Origin of the sequence: Acinetobacter sp. NIOH-H-8, from assembly GCF_046635365.1 — a bacterium.
In the GTDB taxonomy this organism is placed as follows: Bacteria; Pseudomonadota; Gammaproteobacteria; order Pseudomonadales; family Moraxellaceae; genus Acinetobacter.
The window spans coordinates 33,115-59,039 of record NZ_JBHDVN010000003.1; the positions used below are offsets into that span (position 1 = coordinate 33,115).

The window sequence follows — 25,925 nt, forward strand, 5'->3', positions numbered from 1 at the left end:
CCTGGAAAAGTTCCTCCTTAAGCGCTGACCATACGGGTGGTGGATTTCACCATATCTCCTAAACCATGTGTTCTAAAATAATGCTCCATCCAGCTTTTTACCATGAGTGGATTGTCCAGTTTTAGTACATGTTTGAGTAATTCCTGTGCATCAGGCATCGGTACATGACAAATCGTTTTTCGGACTCTCAAAATATTGCTAGAACTCATGGACAGGGTATTGAATCCCATGGCCATTAATAGTACGGCCGATAGAGGATCACCGGCCATTTCACCACAGATACTGATCGGTTTGTTATTACGGTGACAATCCTCTACCAGACGGGTCAGGGCACGCAGGATCGCTGGATGCAAATGTGAATAGACATTGGCCACACGTGGATTATTACGATCTACGGCAAGTAAATATTGAGTCAAATCGTTAGACCCGACCGAAAAGAAATCGACCAGTTCAGAAAATTCATCAATCTGATGCAGTACGCTTGGTACTTCCACCATAATCCCGATTTGTGGCTTAGTAATCTTTACCTGTTCTTCTTCCTGAACGGCATGATGATCACGCTCTAATAGATACAGCGCTTCTTCAACTTCACTGACACTGGTCACCATCGGCAACAGGATATGCAGATTGTTCAGGCCAATACTGGCTTTTAGCATGGCGCGAATCTGTGAAGAAAAGATTTCAGGATGATCCAGCGTGAAACGAATTCCGCGCCAGCCCAATGCTGAATTTTCTTCTTCAATCGAGAAATATGGCAGGTCTTTATCTGCACCAATATCCAGCGTTCGCATGACTACCGGTTTATTGGCAAAGTGACTCAGTTGCTGCCGGTAAATGGCACGTTGTTCCTCTTCGCCCGGGAAGCGGTCACGTAGCATGAACGGGATTTCCGAACGGTATAGGCCAACACCTTTGGCACCACGCTGTACACCACGAACCACATCAATCATCAGGCCGGTATTTACAAACAGACGTACAGCGGTACCATCTGGCGTAATTGCATCTTTGGTCTCGTATTGACGTAGATCTTTGGCAATCTGCTCTTCTTCTTTCTGAATTTCTTTATAGCGGGTACGCAGACGACGTGGTGGATTGATAAAGATACGGCCCTGATGCGCATCGACAATCATCTCGACGTCATCCAGGGTATTGATTGGCAGTTCAGTCACACCCACGACAGTCGGAATACCGAGTGCGCGTGCCACAATCACCATGTGCGAATTCATGGCACCTTCAGTGGTGACAATCGCGGCAATCTTATCGACAGGCAATTCTACCAGTGCAGCCGTTGAAATTTCTTCACCAATCAGGATGCTTTCATCGGTCAGTTCGCGATGGCTTTCATCGGCTTCCTGTAATTTGGCCAGAATACGGCGACCCAGATCTTTCAGATCAGCGACACGTTCACGCAGGTAATCATCTTCCATCTGGGCAAACTGCGCCACATGGTTATCAATTACGATCCGAACCGCACCTTGTGCCCAGTGGCCATCACGAATCAGTGCTTTAATTTCCGATGGCAGGGCATTTTCATCCAGCATACGCAAGAACACGCTGAACAAAGCACGTTCTTCGGCCATCAGCGCATCCTGCATCTTGTCATCCAGGAACTGAATTTCTTCACGCACCGAATTTAAGGCATTATCCAGCAAAGCCAGTTCTTCGCTAATATCATCTGCTTCACGATCCGGAACAGCGCCCAGATCTGCAGGTGGATAAAGCACAATGGCACGGCCGAGTGCGATACCGCCAGAACCCGATACGCCCTGGAAGGTTTTATATGCCGGTAAATTATTTGGCTTGCGGAATACATCAATATTGCCGACTGCATGGGCGTGAGCGATTACGCCCGAAAGCTGGGCACATAGCGTAACCAGGAATGATTCAGCCGCTTCACTAAAATCCTGAGATTCTTTATTTTGGACAACCAGTACGCCCATGACCTTACGGCGGTACATGACTGGAACGCCCAGAAAGGAATTATAAATTTCTTCGCCCGTTTCCGGTAAATACAGGAAACGATCATGCTTAGGGGCATTGTCGAGGTTAACGATTTCCTCACGCTGACCCACCAGACCAACCAGACCTTCACCGGTATGTAGAGACACATGACCGACAGCTTCAGGTTTCAGGCCTTTAGATGCCATCAACAGATAGCGCTGGTTGCGTTCATCGAGCAGATAAATGGAGCAGACATCCACATGCATGGCCTCGGCCACCTGATTGACCATAATATCGAGTGATTCATGCAAACTGGCAGACGCATTAATCTCTTGGACAATGCGTCTCAGGGTATCCAGTTGCATATTCGACATGGGAGCTGCTCCGTATTTTTTTTAGAAGTCCGGTAATTTAGTTTATTTATAACAATAGCCGAGCAAAAAATCTGCACATGCACGCGATTTTTTTTAAGGTTTTTGTTGTGGTAATTGCTGACAGAGTTCAATCATGGCCTTGCGATAAACATCGCGTTTAAAATTCACCACTTGGCCTAATGGATACCAGTAACTGACCCATTGCCATTGATCAAATTCGGGCGGATCGGACAGATCAAGTTGAATGTTCTGTACGGGCGCCGTCAGTTTGAGTAAAAACCACTTCTGTTTTTGACCGATACATACCGGATCTGAATCCGTGCGAATGTATCGATACGGCAAACGATAACGCAACCATCCTTTGGTCTGCGCGATAATCTGGACGTGTTCAGGCAGTAAGCCAACTTCTTCTCTCAGCTCACGATAAAGTGCCTGCTCAGGGGTTTCTCCATATTGGATACCTCCTTGTGGAAATTGCCATGCATTATGACCAATGCGTTTTGCCCATAAAACCTGTCCAGCATCGTTTGCCAAAATGATCCCGACATTCGGTCGGAAACCTTCTGAGTCGATCATTTGGCTACCTAAAATTGTTTAATTTATGCCTTTGCTTTCGGGGAATATTATTTCTTTATCCAACTCGAAAAAAAGCAAAGTTTAAAAATGTTAAAATTGCTATGATCTTAACGAATTTCTATCGACTAGCGGAGATAGATTTACAATTTTTTTCTTAAATTTCAGTTTTTACGAGTATTTTCATGAAATTGGCGCTATTTGATCTCGATCACACCCTGTTAAACACCGATTCGGATCATTCTTGGGGGGAATTCCTGGTCAATGAAGGCCTGGTGGATCCTGTTCATCACCGCGCCATGAATGACAAGTTCTATGAGGACTATAAAAAGGGTCAACTGGATCCTTATGCCTATAATGAATTTGTATTCCAGTTTTTGACCCAACATGACCATGATTATCTGACCGAATTACATCAACTGTTCATGCAAAAAGTCATTCGCCCCCAGATGCGTCTGGAAGGTTTTAAAGCGATTCAGCGCCATAAAGATGCAGGGCATGAAATTGTAGGCATTACTGCAACTTCGGACTTTATTACTGCACCGATTTTCCGTGAGTTTGGCATTACTGAAATTATTGCCACCAATGCTGAAGTCGTTGATGGTAAATATACCGGTAAGGTGACCAATATCGCCTGCTATCAGCAAGGTAAACTGACCCGTCTGAATCAATGGTTGGCTGGTCGTGACGTGACTGAGTCTTGGGCCTATTCAGATTCAATCAATGACCGTTTTCTGCTGGAATATGCCGATCATGCCATTGCCGTAAATCCGGATGATCGTCTGGAAGCATTGGCCAAAGAACAGGGCTGGGAAATTCAGGACTGGTCGATTTAAGCAGTTCTTTCGATTTAATCAGGCACAACTTCGGTTGTGCTTTTTTATAAGCAGAAAAGGGTACTTTTTGACATGCCCGTTGCTGAATAAACATGCTATGCTCAGAATAAATAAAGCAAGTCGACAATAACGATAGCAAGCGCTGAGGTAATGAAAATGACCCAAGTTAGACCGCGTATGACTCATCTATTTGCACAGTTAGGTCTGGATTCGAGTGCAGAAGGGATTGCCCAATTTATTCATGAGCATCAATTACCCAAAGATGTAAACCTGATGGAGGCGCCGTATTGGTCAGATGCACAGCGCCAGTTCCTGGCTGAAAAAATTGCTTCAGATGGAGAATGGGCCATTGTGGTGGATCAGCTCAATGAATCTCTGCATGAGGATGCCACTAGCGGAATTGAGTAGTGAACAAAAAGCCAATCAACTGATTGGCTTTTTCATTTTGGAATTATCGTACCCTTTTCCATAAAGTTATTTGGGACAGGGTATGTTGATATTTACGCGCTGTTTCTCGGATCACAAAAGGCACATCCACAGGTTCGTCCAGCATTTCAAAATGTGGACTTAGCAAAGCTTTGATACCCTCTAAGGTACTCAGGTTTTCTCCCGCCTGCTTAAATCCGCCGATCCATTCACTGCGTGCTGTATGTTCTTCCAGCCAGGTATAAGGCGAGGCTAGCATCAGGATTCCGCCCATATTCAGCCGATTATGAATCTCACTTAGAAAAGCTTTAGGATGATGCAGACGATCAATCAGGTTGGCTGCCAGAATAAAATCATAATCTTTAAACTGCGGTTTCAGGTTGCAGGCATCGGCCTGATAAAACTCGACCTTATTGGCAACCTGTTTAAGTTCAAGTTCTGCCAATGAGCAGGATTTATATTCCACCAGTTCACCCTCAACAGGAATGCTATAGCGCAGGGTCTCTCCTTGCGCCAGTACCACACCTTGCTGAATAAAACGGGCTGAAAAGTCTAAACCTGTGACCTGATCAAAATCTTGGGCCAGTTCAAAGCTGGCGCGTCCGGTGGCACAACCGATATCCAGCGCTTTATGACACGGAATGTTTTGAAAATAAGGACGGGCCAGTTGAATGAGGCTTTGGGCAAAGTTTGGAACAGCAAAATATTCCGCCCCGTACTGGAATTCCAGATATTGGGAAATCAGCTGATCACTTTCATATTGAGAGTGAAACTGCGGTGATGTCTCTTCCGCGGCAACATAGCGAAAACCGGCATGCTGGAAAAAATGTCGCCGGAACGCATAGCGTGAACTGTGCAGGGCTTCATTACCGGCTGAAATCCAGGAACCGCCTTTAATCAGATGATGTTGGCCATCGAAGGTTGGGGTACTAAAATCATCATAGAAAGGATGGACTTGAAAGCCTTCGAAAGGATAAATCGGGGTCTCTGTCCATTGCCAGACATTGCCCTGAACATCATAAAAATCGCCATTTTGAAAATGATCCACCGGACAGGAGCTAGGGCCGTATTTCAGTTCAATATTGGCTTGCTCAGGACTTGGTAATTTTGGATCCAGTCCTGAAACTGCATACAATCGATACCATTCATCTTCAGTGGGCAGACGAATGGATTCTCCGGTCTGTGTTGATTTCCAGTTACAGAAAGCTTTGGCTTCATGATAATTCACTTCGACTGGCCAGTCCCAAGGCATTGGAACTTCTTCCAGCATCAGTCTTAAGGACCAACCCAGTTCCGTTTTGACCCAGAAGGTAGGATGTGTGGCTTGAGAAAATGCTAACCATTGCTGGCCTTCTTCAGTCCAGTAGTCAGCTGTCTGATAGCCTTCTGCTTCCACAAAGGCTAAAAACTCCTGATTGGATACCAGATATTTAGAGGCTTCGAATTCTGCAATTTCGGCATGATGGTGGCCGTATTCATTGTCCCAGCCATAAAAAGCATGTTCGAAATTTTTATGTAAATTGACCTGACCTGCCGGTACCTTTACCAGACTATTTTCAGGCGCAATACCGGTAATGACATTGGCACGCCACTGCGGATGATTCTGTACATAACGTAACTGATGCTGGCGAATTAAAACTGAAGAGGTTTCCAGATGAATCCGTTCATGCTCAATGCCCATGATGATGGTCCACCAGGGATTGTGCCAGTTCAGTGGAAGTTGTAGCGGCGCATGTTCTATCACTTTCAAGACCAGGGCACGCACCTGATGCCGGTAATCACGTACCGCCTGAATGCTAGGCCAGTGATAGTTCTGTTCATCCAGATCATCCCAGCTCATTTCATCTACACCAATCGCGAAGATACTTTCCAGATGCGGATTTAAACGTTCCGGGATCAGTTGAGCCAGCAACAGCTTATTGATAAAAAAAGTGGCAGTATGACCAAAATAAAAGATCAGTGGATGACGTAAGGCAATCGGTTTGACATAAAAGGCTTCTTCATTTTTCAGACAGTCAAACAGTTGCTCATAGGTGTCAAAGGTATTTAGAAAATAATCACGTAATACGGCACGCGCTGTCGGTTCATCTTCAAAATCAAGGTTGGGAGTCGGGTGTAGCGTTGGTTTAAGCGGTTTCCATAAACCCATTTCTTCGAGCAGGTCATGAGAAGAAGATAATAAAGTTTTGGAATCAGAAGATTTGATCTGCATACTGTGCTTCCTTGAATACGTTTTAATTTTTCATCTTCAGGAAAATGAATTTGATACTTTTAAAAATACTTGAAAGGAAGCAACTGATGCGATGTATTTAGGTAACAAAATGCTGCATCGATATCGATGCAGCAGAGAAATGTGAAAATTAATTTTAAATTGACGGGCCTTGCATCAGTTGAACCAATGCTTCAGCCGCCTTCGATTGAGTACGACCCGGATGCCAGACCATACCGAGCTGACGGTTCATTTCCAGATTCAGATCCAGTTCTTGCAGGTCATGGTTGACCAGGGTTTTGGGCAAGACTGACCAGCCTAAACCAATCGAAACCAGCATCCGGATGGATTCAAGCGGGTTATTGCTCATGGTCGTTTTCGGCTTGATGCCCTGCTTTTCAAACTCGGCCATCGTAATCTGCGTAGTATAGGTCTGCGCAGAAGGCAGCAGGCTTGGGTAATTCACCAGATCTTCAAGAGACAGGTTTTTTTGCTGAGCCAGTGGATGGAATGGTGCGACCACAAAAACCAGAGGATCATTCCAGATAGTGACATATTTTAGGCGTTCATCACCATGCGGTGGCAAGGTCAGGAAAGCCAGTTCCAGATCACCAGCAATGACCTGTTCATGCGCCTGTTCAGAATCTACAAAATGTACATCTAGCGTCACATTTGGATATTGCTGTACATATTCACGCAGATGGCTCGGTAAATGATGTAGGCCAATATGATGGCTGGTGCCAATTTTCAGTTTGCCTTGGACCTGACCTTGTTCATGACTCAGGGTGTAGTGAATATCACCCAACTCGTTCAGCCAGTTTTTTACCTTAGGCAGCAGGGAATGCGCCGCATGAGTGGCCTGAACACCACGGCCCGCAGATTCAAATAATTTCACCCCAAAATATTCTTCCAGACTGTGAATACGTTTGGTCACAGCCGGTTGGGTAATAAAAAGCTGATCTGCAGCCAAAGAAATCGAACCTGTTTCCATGACTTTTACAAAGGCTTCAAAAGCTGCGAGATTCATCTTGATCACCTATAAAGTTTTTTTATGCTTAATTTTATTATTGTAATAATTCAAGAATAAATCAAAGTAAAAATATAGAACTATTGGTTTAATGTTGAATTAATACACATTTTTAAATGTTTTATTTTATGTCATAAAAAAAGCCACCGAGGGTAGGTGGCTCAAAGAGGAAGATCGACAAAAAATTATGCGGTGATTTCCTCATCCTGTTGCTGGCTTTTTGCTTCCCAGATTTTCTCGTGGAAGAAGAAAGCAACCGCCTGTACAGTCGGTTCTAATAAACTCAAGGCAATCGCCATGGTTAAACTGCCTGTGACAAAATAGCCCACTAACATCGCGACAATGATGTGCATGATGTAATAGCTAAATGTCTTTTTGAACATGCGCTGATTGTTGTCTACGAAACGTTGAATATGTGCCATGTGGATCTTCCTCAAAACAAATGATCTGTGCCGATGAGGAAATAATAATAATTCTCATTTAATTTGTAAAAACGAATATTTTTAATAAAACGATCGGAAAATTAGATTTATAAAAAGAGAGCTAAACCATGATTTAATTTAAGTTTTAAAAGATTCCAAAAAGTTTTTTAACTAATAAAAATGATAAATTAGATTTATGTGAATGCAGCGATATAATCAAAATTAGCGAAAGAATTTACCCAGTCCAGTGGAGCACATCGACATGGCAGGCGAGACCCAAACAGCAAAAACATTATACGATAAGTTATGGGATGACCATTTAGTAAAACAACGAGATGATGGTTCAGCTCTACTTTATATCGACCGTCATTTATTGCATGAAGTGACTTCGCCACAAGCCTTTGAAGGCTTGCAACTTGCTGGCCGTAAGCCATGGCGTTTAAGTGCCAATATTGCGACACCTGACCATAACGTACCGACCTCTAAAAAAGAGCGTGAGCAGGGCGTGGCTGGGATTGAAGATGATACTTCACGTATCCAGGTACAAACCTTGGATGATAACTGTAAGACGTTCGATATTGTTGAATTTGATATTAACGATATTCGTCAAGGCATCGCGCACGTTGTTGGTCCTGAGCAAGGCTTAACCTTGCCAGGTATGACCGTTGTATGTGGTGACTCACATACTGCAACACATGGTGCATTTGGCTGCTTGGCACACGGGATTGGAACATCAGAAGTTGAACATGTATTGGCAACCCAATGCCTGGTTCAGAAGAAAATGAAAAACATGTTGGTACGCGTTGACGGTAAATTGGGTCAAGGCGTAACACCGAAAGATGTGGTTTTAGCCATTATCGGTAAAATCGGAACTGCAGGCGGTACAGGTCACGCGATTGAATTTGGTGGTCAGGTGTTCCGTGACATGTCGATTGAAGGCCGTATGACCGTGTGTAACATGGCAATCGAAGCGGGTGCACGTGTCGGTATGGTCGCAGTCGATGAAAAAACCATTGAGTATGTTAAAGACCGTCCATATGCACCGAAAGGCGAGCAATGGGATCAGGCGGTTGCGTACTGGAATACTTTGCACTCCGACGAAGGTGCTCACTTCGATACAGTTGTGGTGTTACAAGGTGAAGAGATTGAACCGCAAGTGTCTTGGGGGACTTCTCCTGAGATGGTGATTCCGGTATCTCAAGCGGTTCCAACTTTGGAACAGGCCAAAGATGATGTACAGCGCAATGACTGGAACCGTGCTTATCAATATATGGGCTTAACTGCAGGTCAGCCTTTAGCAGATATTCAGTTAGACCGTGTATTCATCGGTTCTTGCACCAACTCACGTATCGAAGATATTCGTGCTGCGGCTGAAGTAATCAAAGGCCGTAAAGTGGCTTCTAGCATTAAGCAGGCCATGGTCGTTCCGGGTTCGGGTTTAGTGAAACAGCAGGCAGAATCTGAAGGTTTGGACAAAGTCTTTATCGAAGCTGGTTTTGAATGGCGTGAACCAGGCTGTTCTATGTGCTTGGCAATGAATGCTGACAAGTTGCAGCCAGGCGAACATTGTGCCTCAACTTCAAACCGTAACTTTGAAGGTCGTCAGGGTAATGGCGGTCGTACCCACTTGGTGAGTCCAGCCATGGCGGCGGCGGCAGCGATTGCCGGTCACTTTGTTGATGTCCGTTCATTTTAATTGGTACGCAGGAGCAGAAATATGAAAGCTTATACCGTTGAACAAGGTATTGTTGCACCCTTAGACCGTGCCAATGTCGATACAGATTTAATTATTCCAAAACAGTTTTTGAAATCGATCAAACGTACAGGTTTTGGTGATAACTTATTTGATGAATTGCGTTATTTAGATGAAGGTTATCCAGGTCAGGACAACTCAAAACGTCCGATTAATACTGAGTTTGTATTGAATCAGCCGCGTTATCAGGGTGCTTCAATCTTAATTTCACGTGCCAACTTTGGGTGTGGTTCAAGCCGTGAGCACGCACCTTGGGCATTGAATGAATATGGTTTTCGTACCGTTATTGCACCAAGTTTTGCCGATATCTTCTTCAATAACTGCTTTAAAAACGGCATGTTGCCTGTGATCTTGTCTGAAGAGCAGGTTGAGCAATTATTTAAAGAATGTGCAGCAGTTGAAGGTTATCAGTTAACGATTGATCTGGAAGCGCAGGAAGTTCGTACACCAAATGGCGAAAGCTTCAAGTTTGAAGTGGACCCATTCCGTAAGCATTGTTTGTTAAATGGTTTGGATGATATTGGCTTAACTTTGCAGGCGGCAGATGATATTCGTGCCTACGAAGAAAAAACCAAACAATCACGCCCATGGGTATTTGCTGAAATTCATTCATAAAACAGCAAAAATTGTCATGGCATGACTGCGAAGGCCTTGCTAATATCAGAAGATTATTAATTTTTTTGATAGGTTAATACAGACATCATGGCAACGTATTGGAAACAGTGGCTTGCTCTAAGTGCAGTATCAGTGCTGATGACCGCGTGTCAGAGCATTGATACCTTCAAACTTAAACATGCCAAAGAAGATGCAGAAAGCAAATCCAATGCCTTGATTTATTGTGCAGGCACACCGGATTGTCAGTTTGAACGTTTAGATCGGACCATGATTGTGGATGAGTCCACCAAGCGAATCAGCCCAGAAGCGCTGGATCAGCGTCTGGTTCGTTTGCAGGCCAAAAACCTGAAACAGGATAATCCGATTTATTTATCTGTGCCGGAAGGGCAGCATGAACTGGTGGTGCGTTTCTATCCGATTAGCAAGGATAAGGCTGAGACCTTGCATCTGTTCCAGCAGTTTAAGGCGAATAAACGCTATACCTTGAAAATGTTCCGTGACCGAAATGCACGTAGCACCAGTTTATTAAATGCCTCTGCACCTGATCCATTGTGTGTGGACCTGTTGCAAGAGCAGAAAGTGATTCGTCGTTTTTGCAAACCTTATAATGTCATTAATGGCATTGCAGAGTTTGTAGAAAAAAAAATTTAACCTAGTCAGGTGGATGCCTGACCTTATAAATGGAAAAGCTCATGTCTAAACAAATTTTGATTTTAGCTGGTGACGGTATTGGCCCTGAGATTGTAAAAGCCGCAGAACAGGTGCTTACACGAGTTAATGAAAAATTCAATCTGGGTTTAACATGGGAACAAGGTCTGTTGGGCGGTGCTGCGATTGATGCACACGGTTCACCTTATCCAGACGTAACGTCTGAACAGGCGAAAAAAGCAGACGCGATTCTGCTCGGTGCTGTAGGCGGTCCAAAGTGGGATACGATTGAGCGTTCAATCCGTCCAGAACGTGGCCTGTTAAAACTACGTAGTGAATTGAATCTGTTTGCGAACTTGCGTCCAGCAATTCTTTATCCGCAATTGGCTGATGCCTCTAGCTTGAAACCGGAAATCGTCTCTGGTCTGGATATCCTGATCGTACGTGAATTGACTGGTGGTATTTACTTCGGTCAGCCACGCGGGATCCGTGAACTGGAAAATGGCGAAAAACAAGGTTTCAACACTGACGTTTATGCAGAATCTGAAATCAAACGTATTGCCAAGGTTGCGTTCGAACTTGCTGGTCTGCGTGGCGGTAAAGTATGTTCAGTTGATAAAGCCAACGTGCTTGAAGTGACTGAGCTTTGGAAACAAACCGTGACTGCACTGAAAGAAGAGCAATATCCGGACATTAACCTGTCTCATATGTATGTAGACAATGCTGCGATGCAGTTAGTACGTGCGCCTAAACAGTTTGACGTGATCGTAACGTCTAACCTGTTCGGTGACATCCTGTCTGATGAAGCTGCAATGCTGACTGGTTCAATCGGTATGTTGCCATCAGCTTCATTGGATGAAAATGGTAAAGGGATGTACGAACCTTGCCATGGTTCTGCACCAGATATCGCAGGTCAGAACCTAGCAAACCCATTGGCAACCATTCTGTCGGTAGCCATGATGCTGCGTTATACCTTCCGTGAAGAAGCTGCAGCTAAAGCGATTGAAGATGCGGTAGGTAATGTTTTAGACCAAGGTCTGCGTACTGCTGACATCATGTCTGAAGGCATGACTAAAGTGGGTACTGTGGAAATGGGTCAGGCAGTTGTGACTGCATTGAACTAAGTTACACATTAGTTCCACGTAAAAAACGCAGCCTTGAGCTGCGTTTTTTACGACTGATTTTGATTAACAGGTTCGACCCGAAAGGCTGACAGAAGTTGCAATATTGTCTTTGAGCAAAAAGGTAATCTTGCATTGCAAATTCACATCATAACCTGATGCAGGACTCACAGTGACTGGAACCGGAACTGTGCCAGTACCTGCTGCCGGAAACTGGGCAATCGGTAAGGGAACGGTCACAGGACGTTCCACGACATAGCTGAGCTGTTGGGAGCTGAGCTCAGGTTCACTGATTTGCTGATAACCCAAACGTTTCAGATCTAAATTGCGATCAATATACTGGCTACTCTGCCCAATAAATTGCTGTAAATAAGTTTCACGTTCAGTCTGGCTGATCGTAGGTGTTTGTGCACACCCTGACAGACCGAGCAACAGGATGCTCAAGCCCAATACCAGAGAAGTACCTTTGCTTAACAACATCACATCACTCCTACTCAAGGAACGCTTAAAAACAGTGTAGTAGCAAAGTGTGAGAGGAACTGTTGTAATTTATTATTAGGCAAGACAGGATCAATCAGGCAGTTAGCTGTAGCTGTCAAATTCAAGACAACTTAGAACGCTCTTATATCCACTTTAAAATGAATAAAACGCAAAAATAAGTCTTAACAGGCACGTCCGCTATATTGCACGGATTGAGCAATCCCTTGTTCTAGTTGAAAATGAATCTGGCAGGGCATTTCAACCTGATAACCTGGGCCGGGTGCAGTCGCGAATCGTACAGGAGCACCTATACTGACACTTTGCTGAATGGCCGGTGTTCCCAACGGAAGTTCAATGGTGCGAAGTACAGTATAACTCAGACGTTTTTCCGTTTGTACAGGTGCTTTTGAGGTCTTAAAACCGAGTGCAGTTAAATCCAGATCCTTGCGAATTGATTCTGCAGATTTGCCAATATATTGCTGTAGTTGCTGATCTAGTTGTCGTGATTTTATCGAACTTGTAGTGGCGCAGGCACTCAGGCTGATTCCTAGGATCAGAGAAAACAAGATTTTTTGCATGAATGATTCACTGTTTTTATTAGAGGAAAAATAGAAATTATTATCTTCGAATGCAGTATAGGGAATGTGCAGGGGAATTGATATAAAAGAAAAGACAATAAAAAAGCCACTGGATGAGTGGCTTTTGCTTCCGCTAAAACTTAGCGCGCACGGTATGTGATACGACCCTTAGTCAAATCATAAGGAGTCATTTCGACCTTCACGCTATCGCCAGTCAAAATACGAATATAGTGTTTACGCATTTTACCAGAAATATGGGCAATTACTTCGTGACCGTTTTCTAAACGTACACGGAACATAGTATTAGGAAGCGTCTCGGTGACAACGCCTTCGAACTCGATGAGTTCCTCTTTATTGGCCATAGCCTACCTGAATGAATAAATTGGAAAGGCGCAAATTATAGTCAATTTTTTCGCAAAACACAAGGTGTAACGGGCGTTAGACTGATCATCTGTCAGTAAAATAAGCGAAGTGTGAGTTTAAACTTTTTAACTAAAAAGCGTGTGGTATCTGTTGTCAGTTTGGTCAATCACAGTTAATCTAATTTCAATCTTTTTAAGTATAAATGAAGTACATACAAGGAAGGTTTTTGAGTGAGTCAGCTAACGGATGCATCAGTCGTATTGCGTTTAGGCTATCAAGCGATTCGTCGTGCAGGTTTGCCAACAGAAGAACTTCTGACAAAAGCAGGAGTCGCTTTAAATCAGGTGGAGACCAATGACCGTACTCCGCTTAGTGCTCAGTATGCCTTCTGGGTTGCCGCAGAAGAGGTCAGTAAGGACCCGGATATCGGATTGCATCTGGGTGAACATTTGCCGCTCTATCGCGGACAGGTGATCGAGCATCTGTTTATTTCATCAGAGAATTTTGGTGAAGGCTTGAAACGTGCACTGGCTTATCAGCGTCTGATCAGTGATGCCTTTCATGCCAAGCTGGTGGTCGAAGATGATCGCTGCTATCTGACCAATGGTGAACAGCCTTTTGCTGAAAGTCTGGTCAATCGTCACTTTACCGAATGTGCGATGTCAGGTGTGTTGCGTTTCTTTAAATTTATTACTGAAGGCCGTTTTGAACCGATCTATATCGATTTTAATTTTTCCAAAGGCGCGGCAGATGAAGAATATTTCCGGGTTTATGAATGTCCGGTAAGTTTGGGGCAGAAAGAAACCCGTTTGTATTTTGATCCCAGTATTCTGGATTTCCCGCTTTGGCAGGCAGAGCCGGAACTGTTGCAGCTACATGAACAGCTGGCAATTGAAAAATTACAGGAACTGGCTCGTTACGATTTAGTCGGGGAAGTGCGTCGGGCTATTGGCTCTACTTTAGAAAGTGGTGAAACAACGCTAGAAACTGTAGCCGCTCAACTGAATATTACTCCACGCCGTTTACGTACCCAGCTCAGTGAGGCTAATACCAGTTTTCAGCAGATTCTGTCTGATTATCGCTGTCGTCTGGCTAAACGTCTATTGGCGAGTACCAATGAAAGTGTGGAGCGGATTGTTTATCTGACTGGATTCTCGGAGCCAAGTACTTTTTACCGTGCGTTTAAACGCTGGACCAATGAAACGCCGGTGGAATATCGGAAGCGGAAGCAGCGTTAATTACCATCCTAAGTCCCTCCTTTCTTGCGCTTCAGCTTAAAGCAGTGCTTAAGCTTTGCTCAGGAGGAGAGTTCCTCCCTTTTTTAAAGGGAGGTTAGGAGGGATTTAAAAATTAAAAATAATTAGCTTATTCCGGCATATTCAACCAATATGGACCCAAAGGTATTTTGGGTAGGTCAAAATACTCTGGATATTCAGCCTGAATAAAATACAAACCGTCCGGTGGTGCGGTAACTCCGGCTGCTTTACGATCTTCTGCTGCAAAAATATGGTCAATATGGTCAACCTCATACATGCCTTGACCGATTTCCAGTAAACAGCCCATGATATTGCGTACCATATGATGCAGGAAGCCATCCGCCTGAATATCTAGAATCAGATAAGGCCCATGCTGGATCAGGCGGCAATGACGGACATGACGTACCGGCTGATTGGACTGGCAGGCTGCTGCACGGAAACTCTCAAAGTTATGCGTGCCTTCAAATTTTGCAGCTGCCTCAATCATCTTTTTGACGTCAAGTGGATAGTAAATATGCGTGACCTGTTTATGCAGCAAGGCAGGGCGTACCGGATGGCTATAGACAATATAACGATAACGGCGTGCCTGTGCTTTAAAGCGTGCATGGAAGCCATCATCCATCTCCTTGATCCATTGGATCGAGATATCTTTAGGTAACTGGCTATTTGAGCCCATTAACCAGCCCCGTTCAGAACGCAAGGCATGGGTATCAAAATGTGCGACCATATTGGTCGCATGCACGCCGGCATCGGTTCGGCCTGCACCCTGCAGAATAATCGGTTCATCGGCAATTTTACTGAGTACCTTCTCGATGGTTTCCTGAACACTGATTACGCCCGGCTGTTGAGTCTGCCAACCTCGATAATTCGTTCCACAAAACTCAATTCCCACTGCAAAACGCTGCATAATGACCTCAAAACCTGACTAATCGTACCAATGGGCATGCCATTGCTCTACCGTGTCATATTGTAAATACATTTTTAGGGCTTTTGCATAAAGATCAGCATGGCCATAACTTTCATTGAGTAGAATTTTGCAATCATGCACCCATTCAGCAATAGCATAACGCTGATCAGTGGCACCGAAAGGCACTTGAGTAGTTAAGACCGAGATACAACCTTTGGCATAGAGCTGATTGATGAAATCTATGATCTCTGGATTGACGGCCAGATTGCCGGTTCCAAAACCTTGCAGGAATAGGAAGTGTGGCGGATGGGCTAAAATATTTTTCAGATTATTGAACTGTTGGACTAAATCAATCGGCTGCATCATCAAGCTCATACAGTTAAAATCCAGAGCTTTGGCAATATCGTTTGCCGTAACCTGATAACTTTGCTGGTTGGCCTGAATAGAGATATGCGCGTCCAGACCAGTAAAGGCATTCAGCTCAGTGGTATGCTGCTTTAAGGTAGTCTGGGCATGAATCAGTTGCTGATGAAAAGCCAGATAAACACCTGCATTACACTGAGTTACTGAAGCGAGCGCAAAGCTCAGATTGTCCATGGCATCACTAAATTCGCGTTGCGCATCGCCTTCAGCATTCAGGAGGGGATACTGGCTGCCAGTCAGCACAATATGAGCTGAATTCCCCATAAAATGTGCCAATACTGCACTGGCATAGCTCAGGGTATCTGTCCCGTGAATAATCACAAAATGTTGTATCTGCTGTTCAGATTGCAGATTTTGGATAAATTGCACCAGTTCTAACCAGTCTGTAGCAGTACAGGCACTACTGTCCTTAATCACAGGAGCGCAGTAATACTGAATGAACGGTTGATCCGTAGCAAGCAGCTGTTCCAGTTTTGGAATAAATAAATCGGCAGACATAGGGGCGAGCGGGTCACCGACACAGCCAAAGGTGCCGCCCATATAAATCAGTGCAATATCTTTTATCATAAAAAAGCAGCCAAATGTGACTGCTTTAGTGTAAAGGGAAATTGATTAAGATGCGATTTGATTCAGCAACTGATCGGCTTGCTGACGTTGTGCTGCTGTATATTCAGCTTCACGTTCAGCAATGACTTCACGGGCAGCTGCATAAGCGCCTAACTGGATATATTGCTGTGCCAGCTCCAGGTTAAGGTCCGCTTCATTAACTTTCATCAGTTCCGGGAAGGACTGCACCAATGGATCATGTTGATCGGTTGTTGAAGTCACAGGCGCTGTCGGAATCTCAAAATTCACCCCTGTAGAAACAGGAGCCTCTTTTACAGCTTCGACATTATCAAGTTTAAAATCTAGTCCAGATGTTTCAGTCGCAGCAGGCGTTTCAGTTGCAGGCGTTGCAATATCGAGGCTAGACAGGTCAAACTCAGTCGCAGGTTCGGCTGTTTTTTCTGCTGCAGGTATTGGAGTGTCTAAAGAGAAAGAGAAATCTAAAGGCTGGATTTCTTCTGTTGTTGCAGGCGCTGATTCTGTTTTTAGGGATATAGATGGTTCAAGCTCAAGCTTAAAATCCAGAACCGGTGCTGACTCAGTTGCTGCTGTTGGAGCAGTCTGGGTTTCAGCAGTATTCATCTGAAGATCAAATTCAACTGAATTATCTGATACAGGCGGAACTTCTTCCGTTTTTACTGGCTCAGCCGCTGGAATCTCCGGTTCAAAGTTGAACTCTAAGGGTTGGATATCAGGTACTGGTTCCGCTACAGCAGCTGGTTTGCTCGGTTGCAGTTCCTGTTGTAATGCATCAAATGCCTGTTCGTTTGAAGCGGGAGCGGCAACCAGGTCTGCAAAGGCATCTGTATAAGGTTTGCTTTCCTGTACAGGAGGGGTTTGTGGCTGAGCACTTGGGAAATCAATAGTATCCTGAACAGCGACCGAAGAGTTTTCGAACTCACGCTTTTTGACCTCAACCTGAGTCAGAATATCTTCCAGTTCCAGAGAGCGAACATGGTTAATCAGCTGTGAAATCGCAAATTCATCTTTTTGCAGGATATGAATGTCGAGTAGCAGTAAATACAACTCATGTTGAGAATTATCGCGATTCAGTGCCTGATTGATTTGCGCTTCAGCTGCAAAGAAATTACGTTCCTGAATCAGACCTTCAATTTTCTTGCGTGTTTCTGCTGATAGAGGCGTTGCTGATTTTTTAACGACTCCGGCTGGCTCGACCACTTTGGTTCTTTGTGAAGTGGATTTTGACGCAGCGCCAGGTTTTTTCGCTTTTACAGTTTTAGTTTTTGCTTTATCTGATTCTTGAGCATCTTGTCGTTTTTTTACGACAATTAATACGATGATCAATATCACTAATGGAATCACATAAATCAGCATGTTTTACCCCTTGGGGATAGAGTCATTAAGTTCGCCTATCCCAATAAATCGTCATGTGTAACTTTTTAATTAATTGGCTTTTTATCTGCCTGTTGTGCTTTAAGCTGCTGTTGCAGCTGGGCAAGACGAGCATTTAATAATTGAATTCTGTGATCCTTCTGATTGAATGCCAATTCTAGTTCAGTTACGTTTCTCTGTAATTTAACGGTTTTTTCACGGGCTGTCATAACTTTTAATGACAACTCTTTCGAAGTTCGATTTTCTTTTGTGTTTGAGTTGGCAGAAACCTGGCCGGAATCACGCTGATTCTCGGCAACCAGGCTCATTTCTGCCTCATTCAGACGATATTTGGTTTTTGCAGCAGGTTTGGAGGGTGCTTGAGCAGACTTAATTGCTGAGGCCTGGATCGGAGTTTTCGCAGTATGAATGGTCGCTAAATTAAGCGCTGCACCTTTACGCAAGCGGTTGGCATCGCCCCCAATAAAAGCATGTTCATTCTCACGCTTGATCTGCTGCATGACCTCACTCACTGGACGTTGCTGTTCATTGGCAATCCTCGAAGCAATGCCCCAAAGTGACTCATTTGACTGTACTACATAGGTCGGCTTGACCTGGGTTAAGGTGCTTTGCTTGATGGCTGCCGGCTGTGCCTGAGTTTTAGCCGCTAAATTTGGTTTGTCCTGTGTAATGGTGGATGCCGCCTGCTTACGTGCCTGTTGTTCTGCATATTTTTTGACAAGTGGATCACTGGACACCATCTGGTTTTCAGTATTTGTTGGTGCAGAAACTTGCGCTGAGGTTGCATTTTTATTTGTTGGATCTACTGCAACTTCAGCTGGTATTGTTTCAGCCTGAACTTTTGTCGCTGCAGCCTGTAAGTTTGGCGTTGCATCTGCTTGAGTTACAGCCGTGTTGATTGCTTTGGATGGAGTATTCACTGGCGCAGTGTTTACAGTACTAGTCTGCTGTGAACTATGACTTGTCGTTGCTACCGCAGTTTCAGTATTAAGTTTTGTTGGGCTTGTGACTTGAGCTGCAATACTCGATGTTGGCTCATGGGTCACAGCAGCTATCGCTGTTTTAGGGATAGAGCTGGCTGATAATGCAGGAGGTGCTGTGTTTTGTAAGGCTAATGGTTTTTCTGCCACAAATGAGGTGGCTGGTTTGGATTGGGCATTGGTATAGCGCGTACTCACCGGTAAGTTTAGGGCAATATCTTTTTCACTCACGACTACGACAGGCGCGAGTGGCTGTTCATTCTGTTTCAGGCTGGCCTGTAACAAATCAGTTTTAGGTCTTAATGCAGTACGGATATGCTGTAGGCGTGCTGCATTGCCTTCCTTGATTTTGACAATGATATTTAATTCACGATCAGTAACCGGGCGCGACGAGGTAATGGTAATAACCCCAGTACCATTACTGTTGCGACGGGTGAAAAAATTTAAATGACCCGGTGGCTGATGCGATGCGCCCATAGAAATCAGGTCTTCTGGCGAGGCTAAACTTACCTCAATGGGCAAGTTAATATCTGATTGACGGAAATTCATTTCCGCATAAAGCAATTCCCCAGGTGCAGACTGGATTTGTACCGGATCTACATTAATCGCATAAATATTTTGTGAAGCAACAATGGCTAAAATGGCAAGCTTTAATTTGTTATATACAGTCATCTGTGAGCTCAGTCATTATCGCATAGCGAAAATTATAGATTAACGGGATGTTTGTTTTTTGTAAAATACTTACGCAATAGTTACACAAAAAAGCCGATCAATAAAGATCGGCTTTGTGCTTTATTTCCTGACGGAAACTCAAGAATTTTTATAATCAATCAAGATGCGCAGCATACGGCGTAGAGGTTCTGCAGCACCCCAAAGTAACTGGTCACCGACTGTGAATGCACCTAGGTATTCTTTACCCATGTTCAGTTTACGCAGACGGCCAACAGGTACAGTTAATGTGCCAGTCACTGCAACAGGAGTCAGATCAGTCATTGATGCTTCACGAGTGTTTGGCACAACTTTAGACCAGTCATTTGCATTTGCAATGATATCTTCGATCTCATCCAGTGGAACGTCTTTGCGAAGTTTCAGCGTTAATGCCTGAGAGTGACAGCGCATGGCACCGATACGTACACAGTGACCATCAATTGGCACGATCTGCTGGTTGCCCAGAATCTTGTTGGTTTCAACCTGACCTTTCCATTCTTCTTTCGACTGGCCGCTTTCCAGTTGCTTGTCGATATAAGGAATGAGTGAACCAGCCAAAGGAACGCCAAAGTTTGCAGATGGGAAGCCTTCACCACGTTGCAATTCAGCAATTTTAGAATCAATGTCCAGAATTGGAGAACGTGGATCATCCAGCAAGTCTTTGGTATTGTTATATAAATAACCCATACCAGTAATCAGCTCACGCATGTTTTGCGCGCCAGCACCAGAAGCTGCCTGATAAGTCATTGAAGTTGCCCATTCCACCAGATTGTTCTGGAACAGACCACCTAAGCCCATCAACATCAGGGAAACAGTACAGTTACCGCCCACGAAAGTTTTGGTGCCTTTGACCAGACCGTCTTTGATCACATGCATGTTCACCGGATCAAGTACGATGATTGCTTCATCATCCATACGCAGGGTAGATGCTGCATCAATCCAGTAGCCATCCCAGCCTTCAGCTTTGATTTTTGGGAAAACTTCAGTGGTGTAATCGCCACCTTGACAGGTAATAATGACATCCATTTGCTTCAGACTGTTAATGTCTGTTGCATCCATAAGTGCTGGGGCAGTCTTACCACCAAATGCCGGAGCTTCACCACCCGCATTACTGGTAGAAAAATAGAATGGCTCAAAATGAGCAAAATCATTCTCTTCAACCATACGTTGCATAAGGACGGAACCCACCATCCCGCGCCAACCGACCAGACCTACTTTCATGTCACTTTGCCTCGGTGCGTTAAAAAATCAAAAGGGATTCGAGTGTATCAAAAAGGGACGTGACTGCAAGAGCTACATAATCAAAACATCAATATTCTTGAGCGAAATATCTGCTTTATGATACATACAAAATTGATAAAGCAATTTTTCTTTTAGAAAAAATAATAACTTAGTGAAGAGTGTATCTTATGGTAGGGTTTATCCAGATCATGGCAATCGTGGTCATCTGGTTAAGTTTCTGGTCGCTGATTCCCCGAGATGAATGGTGGATTCGTGGTGCAGATTTTCCACGTTTACAGATTCTGGTGTTGGGCTTCATTGCCTTTGTTCTTTTTCTCCTGGTCGATCACCCGTGGACAGCCTTTAATCAGCTGCTTTTTGTCGGTCTGATCGCTGCTTTGGCGTATCAGCTGAAAATGGTCTTGCCTTATACCTTTGTCTGGAAAAAACAGGTCAAGCAGGTCAAGCAGGATCAGCTGGATCCGGATCGTCAGATTTCCCTGATTGTCTCTAATGTCCTCACGACTAATACTAAATATCATTTACTGATTGAACAGATCCAGACCCATCAGCCAGACTTGGTCTTAACGTTGGAAACCGATCAGGCATGGCAGGATGCACTAACCGTCATTGAGCCAAATTATCCCTATCGGGTGCCCGTACCTTTGGATAATCTGTATGGCATGCATCTGTACAGCAAACTTGAGCTGAGTGAAACCGAGGTTAAATTTATTCTGAGTGATGAAATTCCCTCGATTCATACCAAGGTCATGTTACGTTCCGGACAGCCTGTACAGCTCTATTGTCTGCATCCGAAACCTCCAAGCCCAACTGAAGCCAAAGATTCAACCTTACGTGATGCGGAACTGCTGATTGTAGGGGATCAGATTAAGGATCTGGATGAAAGCTGCATTGTGATGGGAGATCTGAATGATGTGGCCTGGTCACGCACGACACGTTTATTCCAGCGTATCAGCGGTTTACTGGATCCGCGTGTCGGCCGACGTTATGTGAATACTTTTCATGCCGATTATCCCTTATTGCGCTGGTCACTTGACCATGTGTTTCACAGCACCGATTTTGCCCTGGTGCATATGGAGCGTTTAAAACACGTCGGATCAGATCATTTTCCGGTTTATCTGGTATTACAAACTGGGCGGGTATTTGAGCATCATCAGGAAGAGCTGGAAAAAACGGATCAGGATGATCAGGAAGCTAAAGAAGCAATTCAGGAAGGAATTGAAAAGGCAGAGAAAGAAGAGAAAAAAGTTACTGATAAGATTGCGATGGCTTATAAGAATGAGGAGAAATTCTTATAGTTTTAGCTGAAAAGTGTACGATATTGCTTACAGCAGTTTCCGCTTCTTGCGAATGGGCAGTACAGAGGAATCCACGTATTCTAAGCTTATCAGCACAGGGAGTCGAGAAAGGATATTCTCATAAGGAAGACGAAGCTGAATGAAAACATCATGGAAATGATGCTGAAAGGGAAATCACAACAACGAAGAAGCAATTATAACATATGAAAGCACAACCTCATTAACCCGGGTTTTACAGGATGTAGAACCCGGGTTAAATTATTTTTGGCTCATTTTTTTATTATAATTAATTGATTATTAAAATAAAATTTAAATTAAAAAATGGATATTACCTGAATGGAAGTTATGATTTCCGATCATGATTCAGTCAATGAATTCGAAGTGCTACAGCTCTATCTTGTCAATCAATGGTCAGCTGCAGAAAAACCTCAATTGCTTTTAAAGGCTTTGCAGCATTCTCATAGTCTGGTGACGGCACGTATCAACGGTCGGCTGGTCGGCTTGGGAAATGCGATTTCAGATGGTTATCTGGTGGTGTATTTCCCACATTTATTGGTTCACCCGGAGGTGCAGCGACAGGGTATTGGTCGTCTGATCATGCAAGAAATGCTGCAACGTTATTCAGGATTTCATCAGAAAATTCTGGTGGCTGATCAGCATGCCACTGAATTTTATAAAGCTCTAGGTTTTGAGCGTGCAGGGCATACAGAAGCGATGTGGATTTATCAAGGAACGGATCATTGAGTTGTCTTGCCAATAATACCGTCCATATTTTTTCTAGTTTTTAATAGATTTTATCATAGCCTTCAGGACGGGTCTTAAAGCGACGGTGGAACCACATATATTGCGTCGGTGCAATGCGCAACTGGCGTTCAATAATCAGATTTACCCGGGTTGCATCATCGACTTCATCCGCACTTGGCAGGTTCTCTACCGCAGGCTCGATCAACACACAGTAGCATGGATCTTTAATATCACCAGTTCGATAAAAATAGAGTGGAATGGCAGCGGCTTTGGTCATTTTTAATAAGCGACGATGTGCAGTGACTGTGGCTGCAGGTACTCCAAAAAAGGGTGCCATCACACCCTGTTTTAAACCAAAATCCTGATCCGGACTGTACCAGATAGCATGGCCATTTTTCAGGTTACGCACCAGACCGCGCATATCATCATGGTCAATCTGGTTGGCATAAATGGTGGCACGGCAGCGGTAAATCAGCATATCGAGCAAGGGATTATTTTGTGGTCGATACACCACATCCGGCTCAAAATACTGTGCACATAAATAACCACCAGCATCCAGCAAAGTCGAGTGGGTACCGAGCAATAAAGCCCCTTTACCTTCTGCCTGAGCCTGCTGGATATGTTCCAGCCCTTCAATCTGTACCCGGCCTTTAAACCATTTTGGACAGTACCAGGCATTCAAGGTCTCAAATACACCGAGCATCTGGTCAATAAAGACCATACGAGCATTGTCCTGAACTTCTTGAGCTGACCATTCAGGGAAACAAACTTCCAGATTGCGAAGCGTGGTTTCACGGCGAGATTTCAAATATTTAAATGCCATCTGGCCGAGTAGACGTGCCAGACGATGCTGAATCGCCCAAGGTAAGATAGCCAGAATCATCAGAAATACAATACCCCCCCAGATACCCCAGTATTGCGGTAACAGGAATGACCATTGAAATTCACCGGGTTTGTATTCTGGCGTTCGACTCATAAATTCAATATTTGAAATCAAAGATGTCAGCAGTGTAGCAGAAGAGCTTTTTGAAATAAAAAACTGCAAAATAAAAAAGCACCTGTACGAATACAGATGCTTAGTGACTAGGCGATTTAAAGATTAGCCTTTGGTCATATTTTCCAGTTGGTCCCAACGTTCCATTTTTTCCAGCAAAATCTCATCAATTTCGCCTAAACGTTCAGAGGCCTTGGTCGCTGCTGCTGCATCTGTGACAAACCACGAGCCATCCGCCAGTTTGTCAGAAAGTTCAGCTTGTTCTTTTTCCAGTGCTTCAATTTCAGCCGGTAACATTTCCAGTTCACGCTGATCTTTGTAGCTGAGTTTTTTCTTCGGAGCAGATGCTACAGGTGTAACTGCTGCTTCAGCTTTGGCCTGAGCTTTTTTGACAGCCATTTTCTGGTCAACCACAGTTTGATCTGGACGTTGTTCCAGATAATCCTGATAGCCACCGACATATTCATCAATATTGCCTTTGCCATCAAAGACCCAGGTTGATGTGACGACATTGTCCATAAAAGCACGGTCATGCGAGATCAGTAGCAGGGTGCCTTTGTATTCCGCCAGCATTTCTTCCAGCAGTTCTAGCGTCACCATATCCAGATCGTTGGTCGGTTCGTCCATCACGATCAGGTTGGATGGTTTCAGTAATAGTTTGGCGAGCAGAATACGGTTGCGTTCACCACCTGAAAGGGCTTTAACTGGCGTACGGGCACGTTCTGGGGAGAACAGGAAGTCTTGTAAATAGCTATAGATATGACGACGTTGGCCATTCACATCGACATGATCTGAACCTTCCGAAACGTTATCTTTAACTGATTTTTCCAGATCCAGCACATTACGTAGCTGGTCAAAATAAGCAATTTCCAACTGGGTACCGGTTTTGACTGTACCGCCATGCTCGATTTCTCCCAGAATGGCTTTGATTAGTGTAGTTTTACCGACACCATTATCACCCACCAGACCGATCCGATCGCCACGCATTACCAGCGCCGAGAAATCATTAATGATCGGTGCATTATCACCAAACTTCACGCTGAGATGTTCAATCTCGAACACCACTTTGCCTGAACGCTGTGCTTCCTGAGTCGACATGTTGACTTTGCCTTGCTGGAAGCGGCGTGCTTTAGACTCTTCACGCAATTCTTTCAGAGCACGGACACGACCTTCGTTACGGGTACGACGTGCTTTAATGCCTTGACGAATCCAGGCTTCTTCTTCAGCGAGTTTTTTCTCGAACAGGGCATTCTGTTTTTCTTCTGCTTCCAGCTGCTGAGCTTTTAGGTCGAGGTAACGTGAATAGTTGCCTTCATAGCTACGCAAAATACCACGGTCCAGCTCGACAATACGGGTCGCAATACTGTCCACAAAGGCACGGTCATGCGAAATAAACAGTAAGGTCAAGTTATTCTGCTCGAGCAAGAATTTTTCCAGCCATTCAATACTTTCGACGTCCAGATGGTTCGTCGGTTCGTCGAGTAACAGCACATCAGGTTGGGTGAGCAGGGCACGTGCCAACAGGACACGGCGTTTACGACCGCCAGATAAATCGGCCAGATCCGCTTCAGGATCCAGTCCCATTTTACTTAGGATTGAATTAACCTTAGTTTCTAAAGCCCAGCCATCCAGCTGATCCATCTGATGCTGCAAATGTCCCATGCGATCACAGGCTTCCATATCGCCCAGCACACAGGCTTCACTGGCTTCATGATAGGCACGCAACACTTCTGAAGCTTCACCGGCGCCATCAGCAACAATATCTGCAACCTTGCCAGAATCCATCGGCACGTCTTGGGCCAGCATGGAAATGGTGATGCCATTTTGTAACGAAACCTCACCACTATCCGGAAGTAAACTTCCTTCAATCAGTTTAAGTAAGGTAGACTTACCCTCACCATTACGGCCAATCAAACATACTCGTTCACCGCGTTCCAAATTAAAGTTGGCGCCGTCGAGCAAGGCAGGTCCGCCAAATGCCAGTTGGACATCCCTTAAAGTAATATAGGCCATAATGTTAATGTTTCCTGAAATCCCAAATGAGGACT

General features: G+C 44.4%; 24 protein-coding genes. 9 read left to right on the forward strand and 15 right to left on the reverse strand.

The window, feature by feature from the left end; all coding sequences use genetic code 11:
* Nucleotides 1-17 precede the first annotated feature (17 nt).
* On the reverse strand, nucleotides 18-2,315 hold the full coding sequence (gene ptsP, locus ACEWB7_RS02460; RefSeq protein ID WP_180057641.1) for a phosphoenolpyruvate--protein phosphotransferase: 2,298 nt from the start codon (nucleotides 2,313-2,315) through the stop codon (nucleotides 18-20).
* Between the two features lie 93 nt (nucleotides 2,316-2,408).
* Nucleotides 2,409-2,891: an RNA pyrophosphohydrolase gene (locus tag ACEWB7_RS02465; RefSeq protein WP_004781838.1), complete on the reverse strand. Its 483-nt coding sequence runs from the start codon at nucleotides 2,889-2,891 to the stop codon at nucleotides 2,409-2,411.
* 182 nt (nucleotides 2,892-3,073) lie between these two features.
* On the opposite strand from ACEWB7_RS02465, the gene ACEWB7_RS02470 reads away from it, so the two are divergent.
* Nucleotides 3,074-3,724, forward strand: coding sequence for an HAD family hydrolase (locus ACEWB7_RS02470; protein WP_411580380.1), 651 nt, complete (start codon nucleotides 3,074-3,076; stop codon nucleotides 3,722-3,724).
* Between the two features lie 156 nt (nucleotides 3,725-3,880).
* Nucleotides 3,881-4,132 carry a DUF2789 domain-containing protein gene (locus ACEWB7_RS02475; RefSeq protein WP_005232362.1) on the forward strand — a complete coding sequence of 84 codons (252 nt, stop codon included), beginning with the start codon at nucleotides 3,881-3,883 and terminating at the stop codon, nucleotides 4,130-4,132.
* Nucleotides 4,133-4,175: 43 nt separating this feature from the next.
* Here ACEWB7_RS02475 and ovoA read toward each other — a convergent pair whose 3' ends face one another.
* The 3 genes from ovoA to ACEWB7_RS02490 form a co-directional block, all read right to left on the reverse strand.
* On the reverse strand, nucleotides 4,176-6,299 hold the full coding sequence (gene ovoA, locus ACEWB7_RS02480; RefSeq protein ID WP_411580430.1) for a 5-histidylcysteine sulfoxide synthase: 2,124 nt from the start codon (nucleotides 6,297-6,299) through the stop codon (nucleotides 4,176-4,178).
* A 217-nt stretch (nucleotides 6,300-6,516) separates the two neighbouring features.
* Nucleotides 6,517-7,386 (reverse strand): LysR family transcriptional regulator, encoded by an 870-nt coding sequence (locus tag ACEWB7_RS02485; RefSeq protein ID WP_004781845.1) that lies wholly within the window; start codon nucleotides 7,384-7,386, stop codon nucleotides 6,517-6,519.
* Nucleotides 7,387-7,571: 185 nt separating this feature from the next.
* The gene (locus ACEWB7_RS02490) at nucleotides 7,572-7,808 is read right to left on the reverse strand and encodes a DUF2061 domain-containing protein (protein WP_312307387.1); all 237 of its coding nucleotides are present in this window, start codon (nucleotides 7,806-7,808) and stop codon (nucleotides 7,572-7,574) included.
* 262 nt (nucleotides 7,809-8,070) lie between these two features.
* Here ACEWB7_RS02490 and leuC point away from each other — a divergent pair, with 262 nt between their 5' ends.
* The 4 genes from leuC to leuB all read left to right on the forward strand — a co-directional run bounded on the left by leuC (nucleotide 8,071) and on the right by leuB (nucleotide 11,948).
* Entirely contained in the window at nucleotides 8,071-9,504 is a 1,434-nt protein-coding gene (gene leuC / locus ACEWB7_RS02495; protein WP_004781848.1) for a 3-isopropylmalate dehydratase large subunit, read from the forward strand.
* A gap of 21 nt (nucleotides 9,505-9,525) precedes the next feature.
* The gene (gene leuD, locus ACEWB7_RS02500) at nucleotides 9,526-10,176 is read left to right on the forward strand and encodes a 3-isopropylmalate dehydratase small subunit (RefSeq protein ID WP_411580381.1); all 651 of its coding nucleotides are present in this window, start codon (nucleotides 9,526-9,528) and stop codon (nucleotides 10,174-10,176) included.
* Nucleotides 10,177-10,263: 87 nt separating this feature from the next.
* Nucleotides 10,264-10,827, forward strand: coding sequence for a hypothetical protein (locus ACEWB7_RS02505; protein ID WP_005232350.1), 564 nt, complete (start codon nucleotides 10,264-10,266; stop codon nucleotides 10,825-10,827).
* A gap of 41 nt (nucleotides 10,828-10,868) precedes the next feature.
* Nucleotides 10,869-11,948, forward strand: a complete 1,080-nt coding sequence (gene leuB, locus ACEWB7_RS02510) for a 3-isopropylmalate dehydrogenase (protein ID WP_004781852.1) — start codon at nucleotides 10,869-10,871, stop codon at nucleotides 11,946-11,948.
* A gap of 63 nt (nucleotides 11,949-12,011) precedes the next feature.
* Here the strand turns inward: leuB and ACEWB7_RS02515 are convergent, their stop codons facing one another.
* The 3 genes from ACEWB7_RS02515 to infA form a co-directional block, all read right to left on the reverse strand.
* The gene (locus ACEWB7_RS02515) at nucleotides 12,012-12,425 is read right to left on the reverse strand and encodes a hypothetical protein (RefSeq protein WP_411580382.1); all 414 of its coding nucleotides are present in this window, start codon (nucleotides 12,423-12,425) and stop codon (nucleotides 12,012-12,014) included.
* Between the two features lie 182 nt (nucleotides 12,426-12,607).
* Complete coding sequence (locus ACEWB7_RS02520) at nucleotides 12,608-13,003, reverse strand: hypothetical protein (protein WP_180052965.1); 396 nt, start codon at nucleotides 13,001-13,003, stop codon at nucleotides 12,608-12,610.
* Between the two features lie 140 nt (nucleotides 13,004-13,143).
* Nucleotides 13,144-13,365, reverse strand: a complete 222-nt coding sequence (infA, locus tag ACEWB7_RS02525) for a translation initiation factor IF-1 (protein WP_001284370.1) — start codon at nucleotides 13,363-13,365, stop codon at nucleotides 13,144-13,146.
* 231 nt (nucleotides 13,366-13,596) lie between these two features.
* On the opposite strand from infA, the gene ACEWB7_RS02530 reads away from it, so the two are divergent.
* On the forward strand, nucleotides 13,597-14,604 hold the full coding sequence (locus tag ACEWB7_RS02530) for an AraC family transcriptional regulator (protein ID WP_004781856.1): 1,008 nt from the start codon (nucleotides 13,597-13,599) through the stop codon (nucleotides 14,602-14,604).
* Between the two features lie 127 nt (nucleotides 14,605-14,731).
* Here ACEWB7_RS02530 and truA read toward each other — a convergent pair whose 3' ends face one another.
* The 5 genes from truA to asd form a co-directional block, all read right to left on the reverse strand.
* Nucleotides 14,732-15,529: a tRNA pseudouridine(38-40) synthase TruA gene (gene truA / locus ACEWB7_RS02535; RefSeq protein WP_411580383.1), complete on the reverse strand. Its 798-nt coding sequence runs from the start codon at nucleotides 15,527-15,529 to the stop codon at nucleotides 14,732-14,734.
* An 18-nt stretch (nucleotides 15,530-15,547) separates the two neighbouring features.
* On the reverse strand, nucleotides 15,548-16,519 hold the full coding sequence (locus ACEWB7_RS02540) for an asparaginase domain-containing protein (protein ID WP_411580384.1): 972 nt from the start codon (nucleotides 16,517-16,519) through the stop codon (nucleotides 15,548-15,550).
* A 45-nt stretch (nucleotides 16,520-16,564) separates the two neighbouring features.
* On the reverse strand, nucleotides 16,565-17,893 hold the full coding sequence (locus ACEWB7_RS02545; RefSeq protein ID WP_411580385.1) for a fimbrial protein FimV: 1,329 nt from the start codon (nucleotides 17,891-17,893) through the stop codon (nucleotides 16,565-16,567).
* Between the two features lie 65 nt (nucleotides 17,894-17,958).
* On the reverse strand, nucleotides 17,959-19,563 hold the full coding sequence (locus tag ACEWB7_RS02550) for a hypothetical protein (RefSeq protein ID WP_411580386.1): 1,605 nt from the start codon (nucleotides 19,561-19,563) through the stop codon (nucleotides 17,959-17,961).
* 138 nt (nucleotides 19,564-19,701) lie between these two features.
* The gene (gene asd, locus ACEWB7_RS02555; protein WP_411580387.1) at nucleotides 19,702-20,820 is read right to left on the reverse strand and encodes an aspartate-semialdehyde dehydrogenase; all 1,119 of its coding nucleotides are present in this window, start codon (nucleotides 20,818-20,820) and stop codon (nucleotides 19,702-19,704) included.
* Nucleotides 20,821-21,008: 188 nt separating this feature from the next.
* On the opposite strand from asd, the gene ACEWB7_RS02560 reads away from it, so the two are divergent.
* Both ACEWB7_RS02560 and ACEWB7_RS02565 read left to right on the forward strand, forming a co-directional pair.
* The gene (locus ACEWB7_RS02560) at nucleotides 21,009-22,139 is read left to right on the forward strand and encodes an endonuclease/exonuclease/phosphatase family protein (protein WP_411580388.1); all 1,131 of its coding nucleotides are present in this window, start codon (nucleotides 21,009-21,011) and stop codon (nucleotides 22,137-22,139) included.
* Between the two features lie 336 nt (nucleotides 22,140-22,475).
* Nucleotides 22,476-22,883, forward strand: a complete 408-nt coding sequence (locus tag ACEWB7_RS02565; protein WP_180002965.1) for a GNAT family N-acetyltransferase — start codon at nucleotides 22,476-22,478, stop codon at nucleotides 22,881-22,883.
* A 40-nt stretch (nucleotides 22,884-22,923) separates the two neighbouring features.
* Here ACEWB7_RS02565 and ACEWB7_RS02570 read toward each other — a convergent pair whose 3' ends face one another.
* Together ACEWB7_RS02570 and ACEWB7_RS02575 are read right to left on the reverse strand one after the other, a co-directional pair.
* The gene (locus ACEWB7_RS02570) at nucleotides 22,924-23,859 is read right to left on the reverse strand and encodes a lauroyl acyltransferase (protein ID WP_302700058.1); all 936 of its coding nucleotides are present in this window, start codon (nucleotides 23,857-23,859) and stop codon (nucleotides 22,924-22,926) included.
* A 123-nt stretch (nucleotides 23,860-23,982) separates the two neighbouring features.
* Nucleotides 23,983-25,890: an ATP-binding cassette domain-containing protein gene (locus ACEWB7_RS02575; protein WP_180002963.1), complete on the reverse strand. Its 1,908-nt coding sequence runs from the start codon at nucleotides 25,888-25,890 to the stop codon at nucleotides 23,983-23,985.
* Nucleotides 25,891-25,925: the final 35 nt, after the last annotated feature.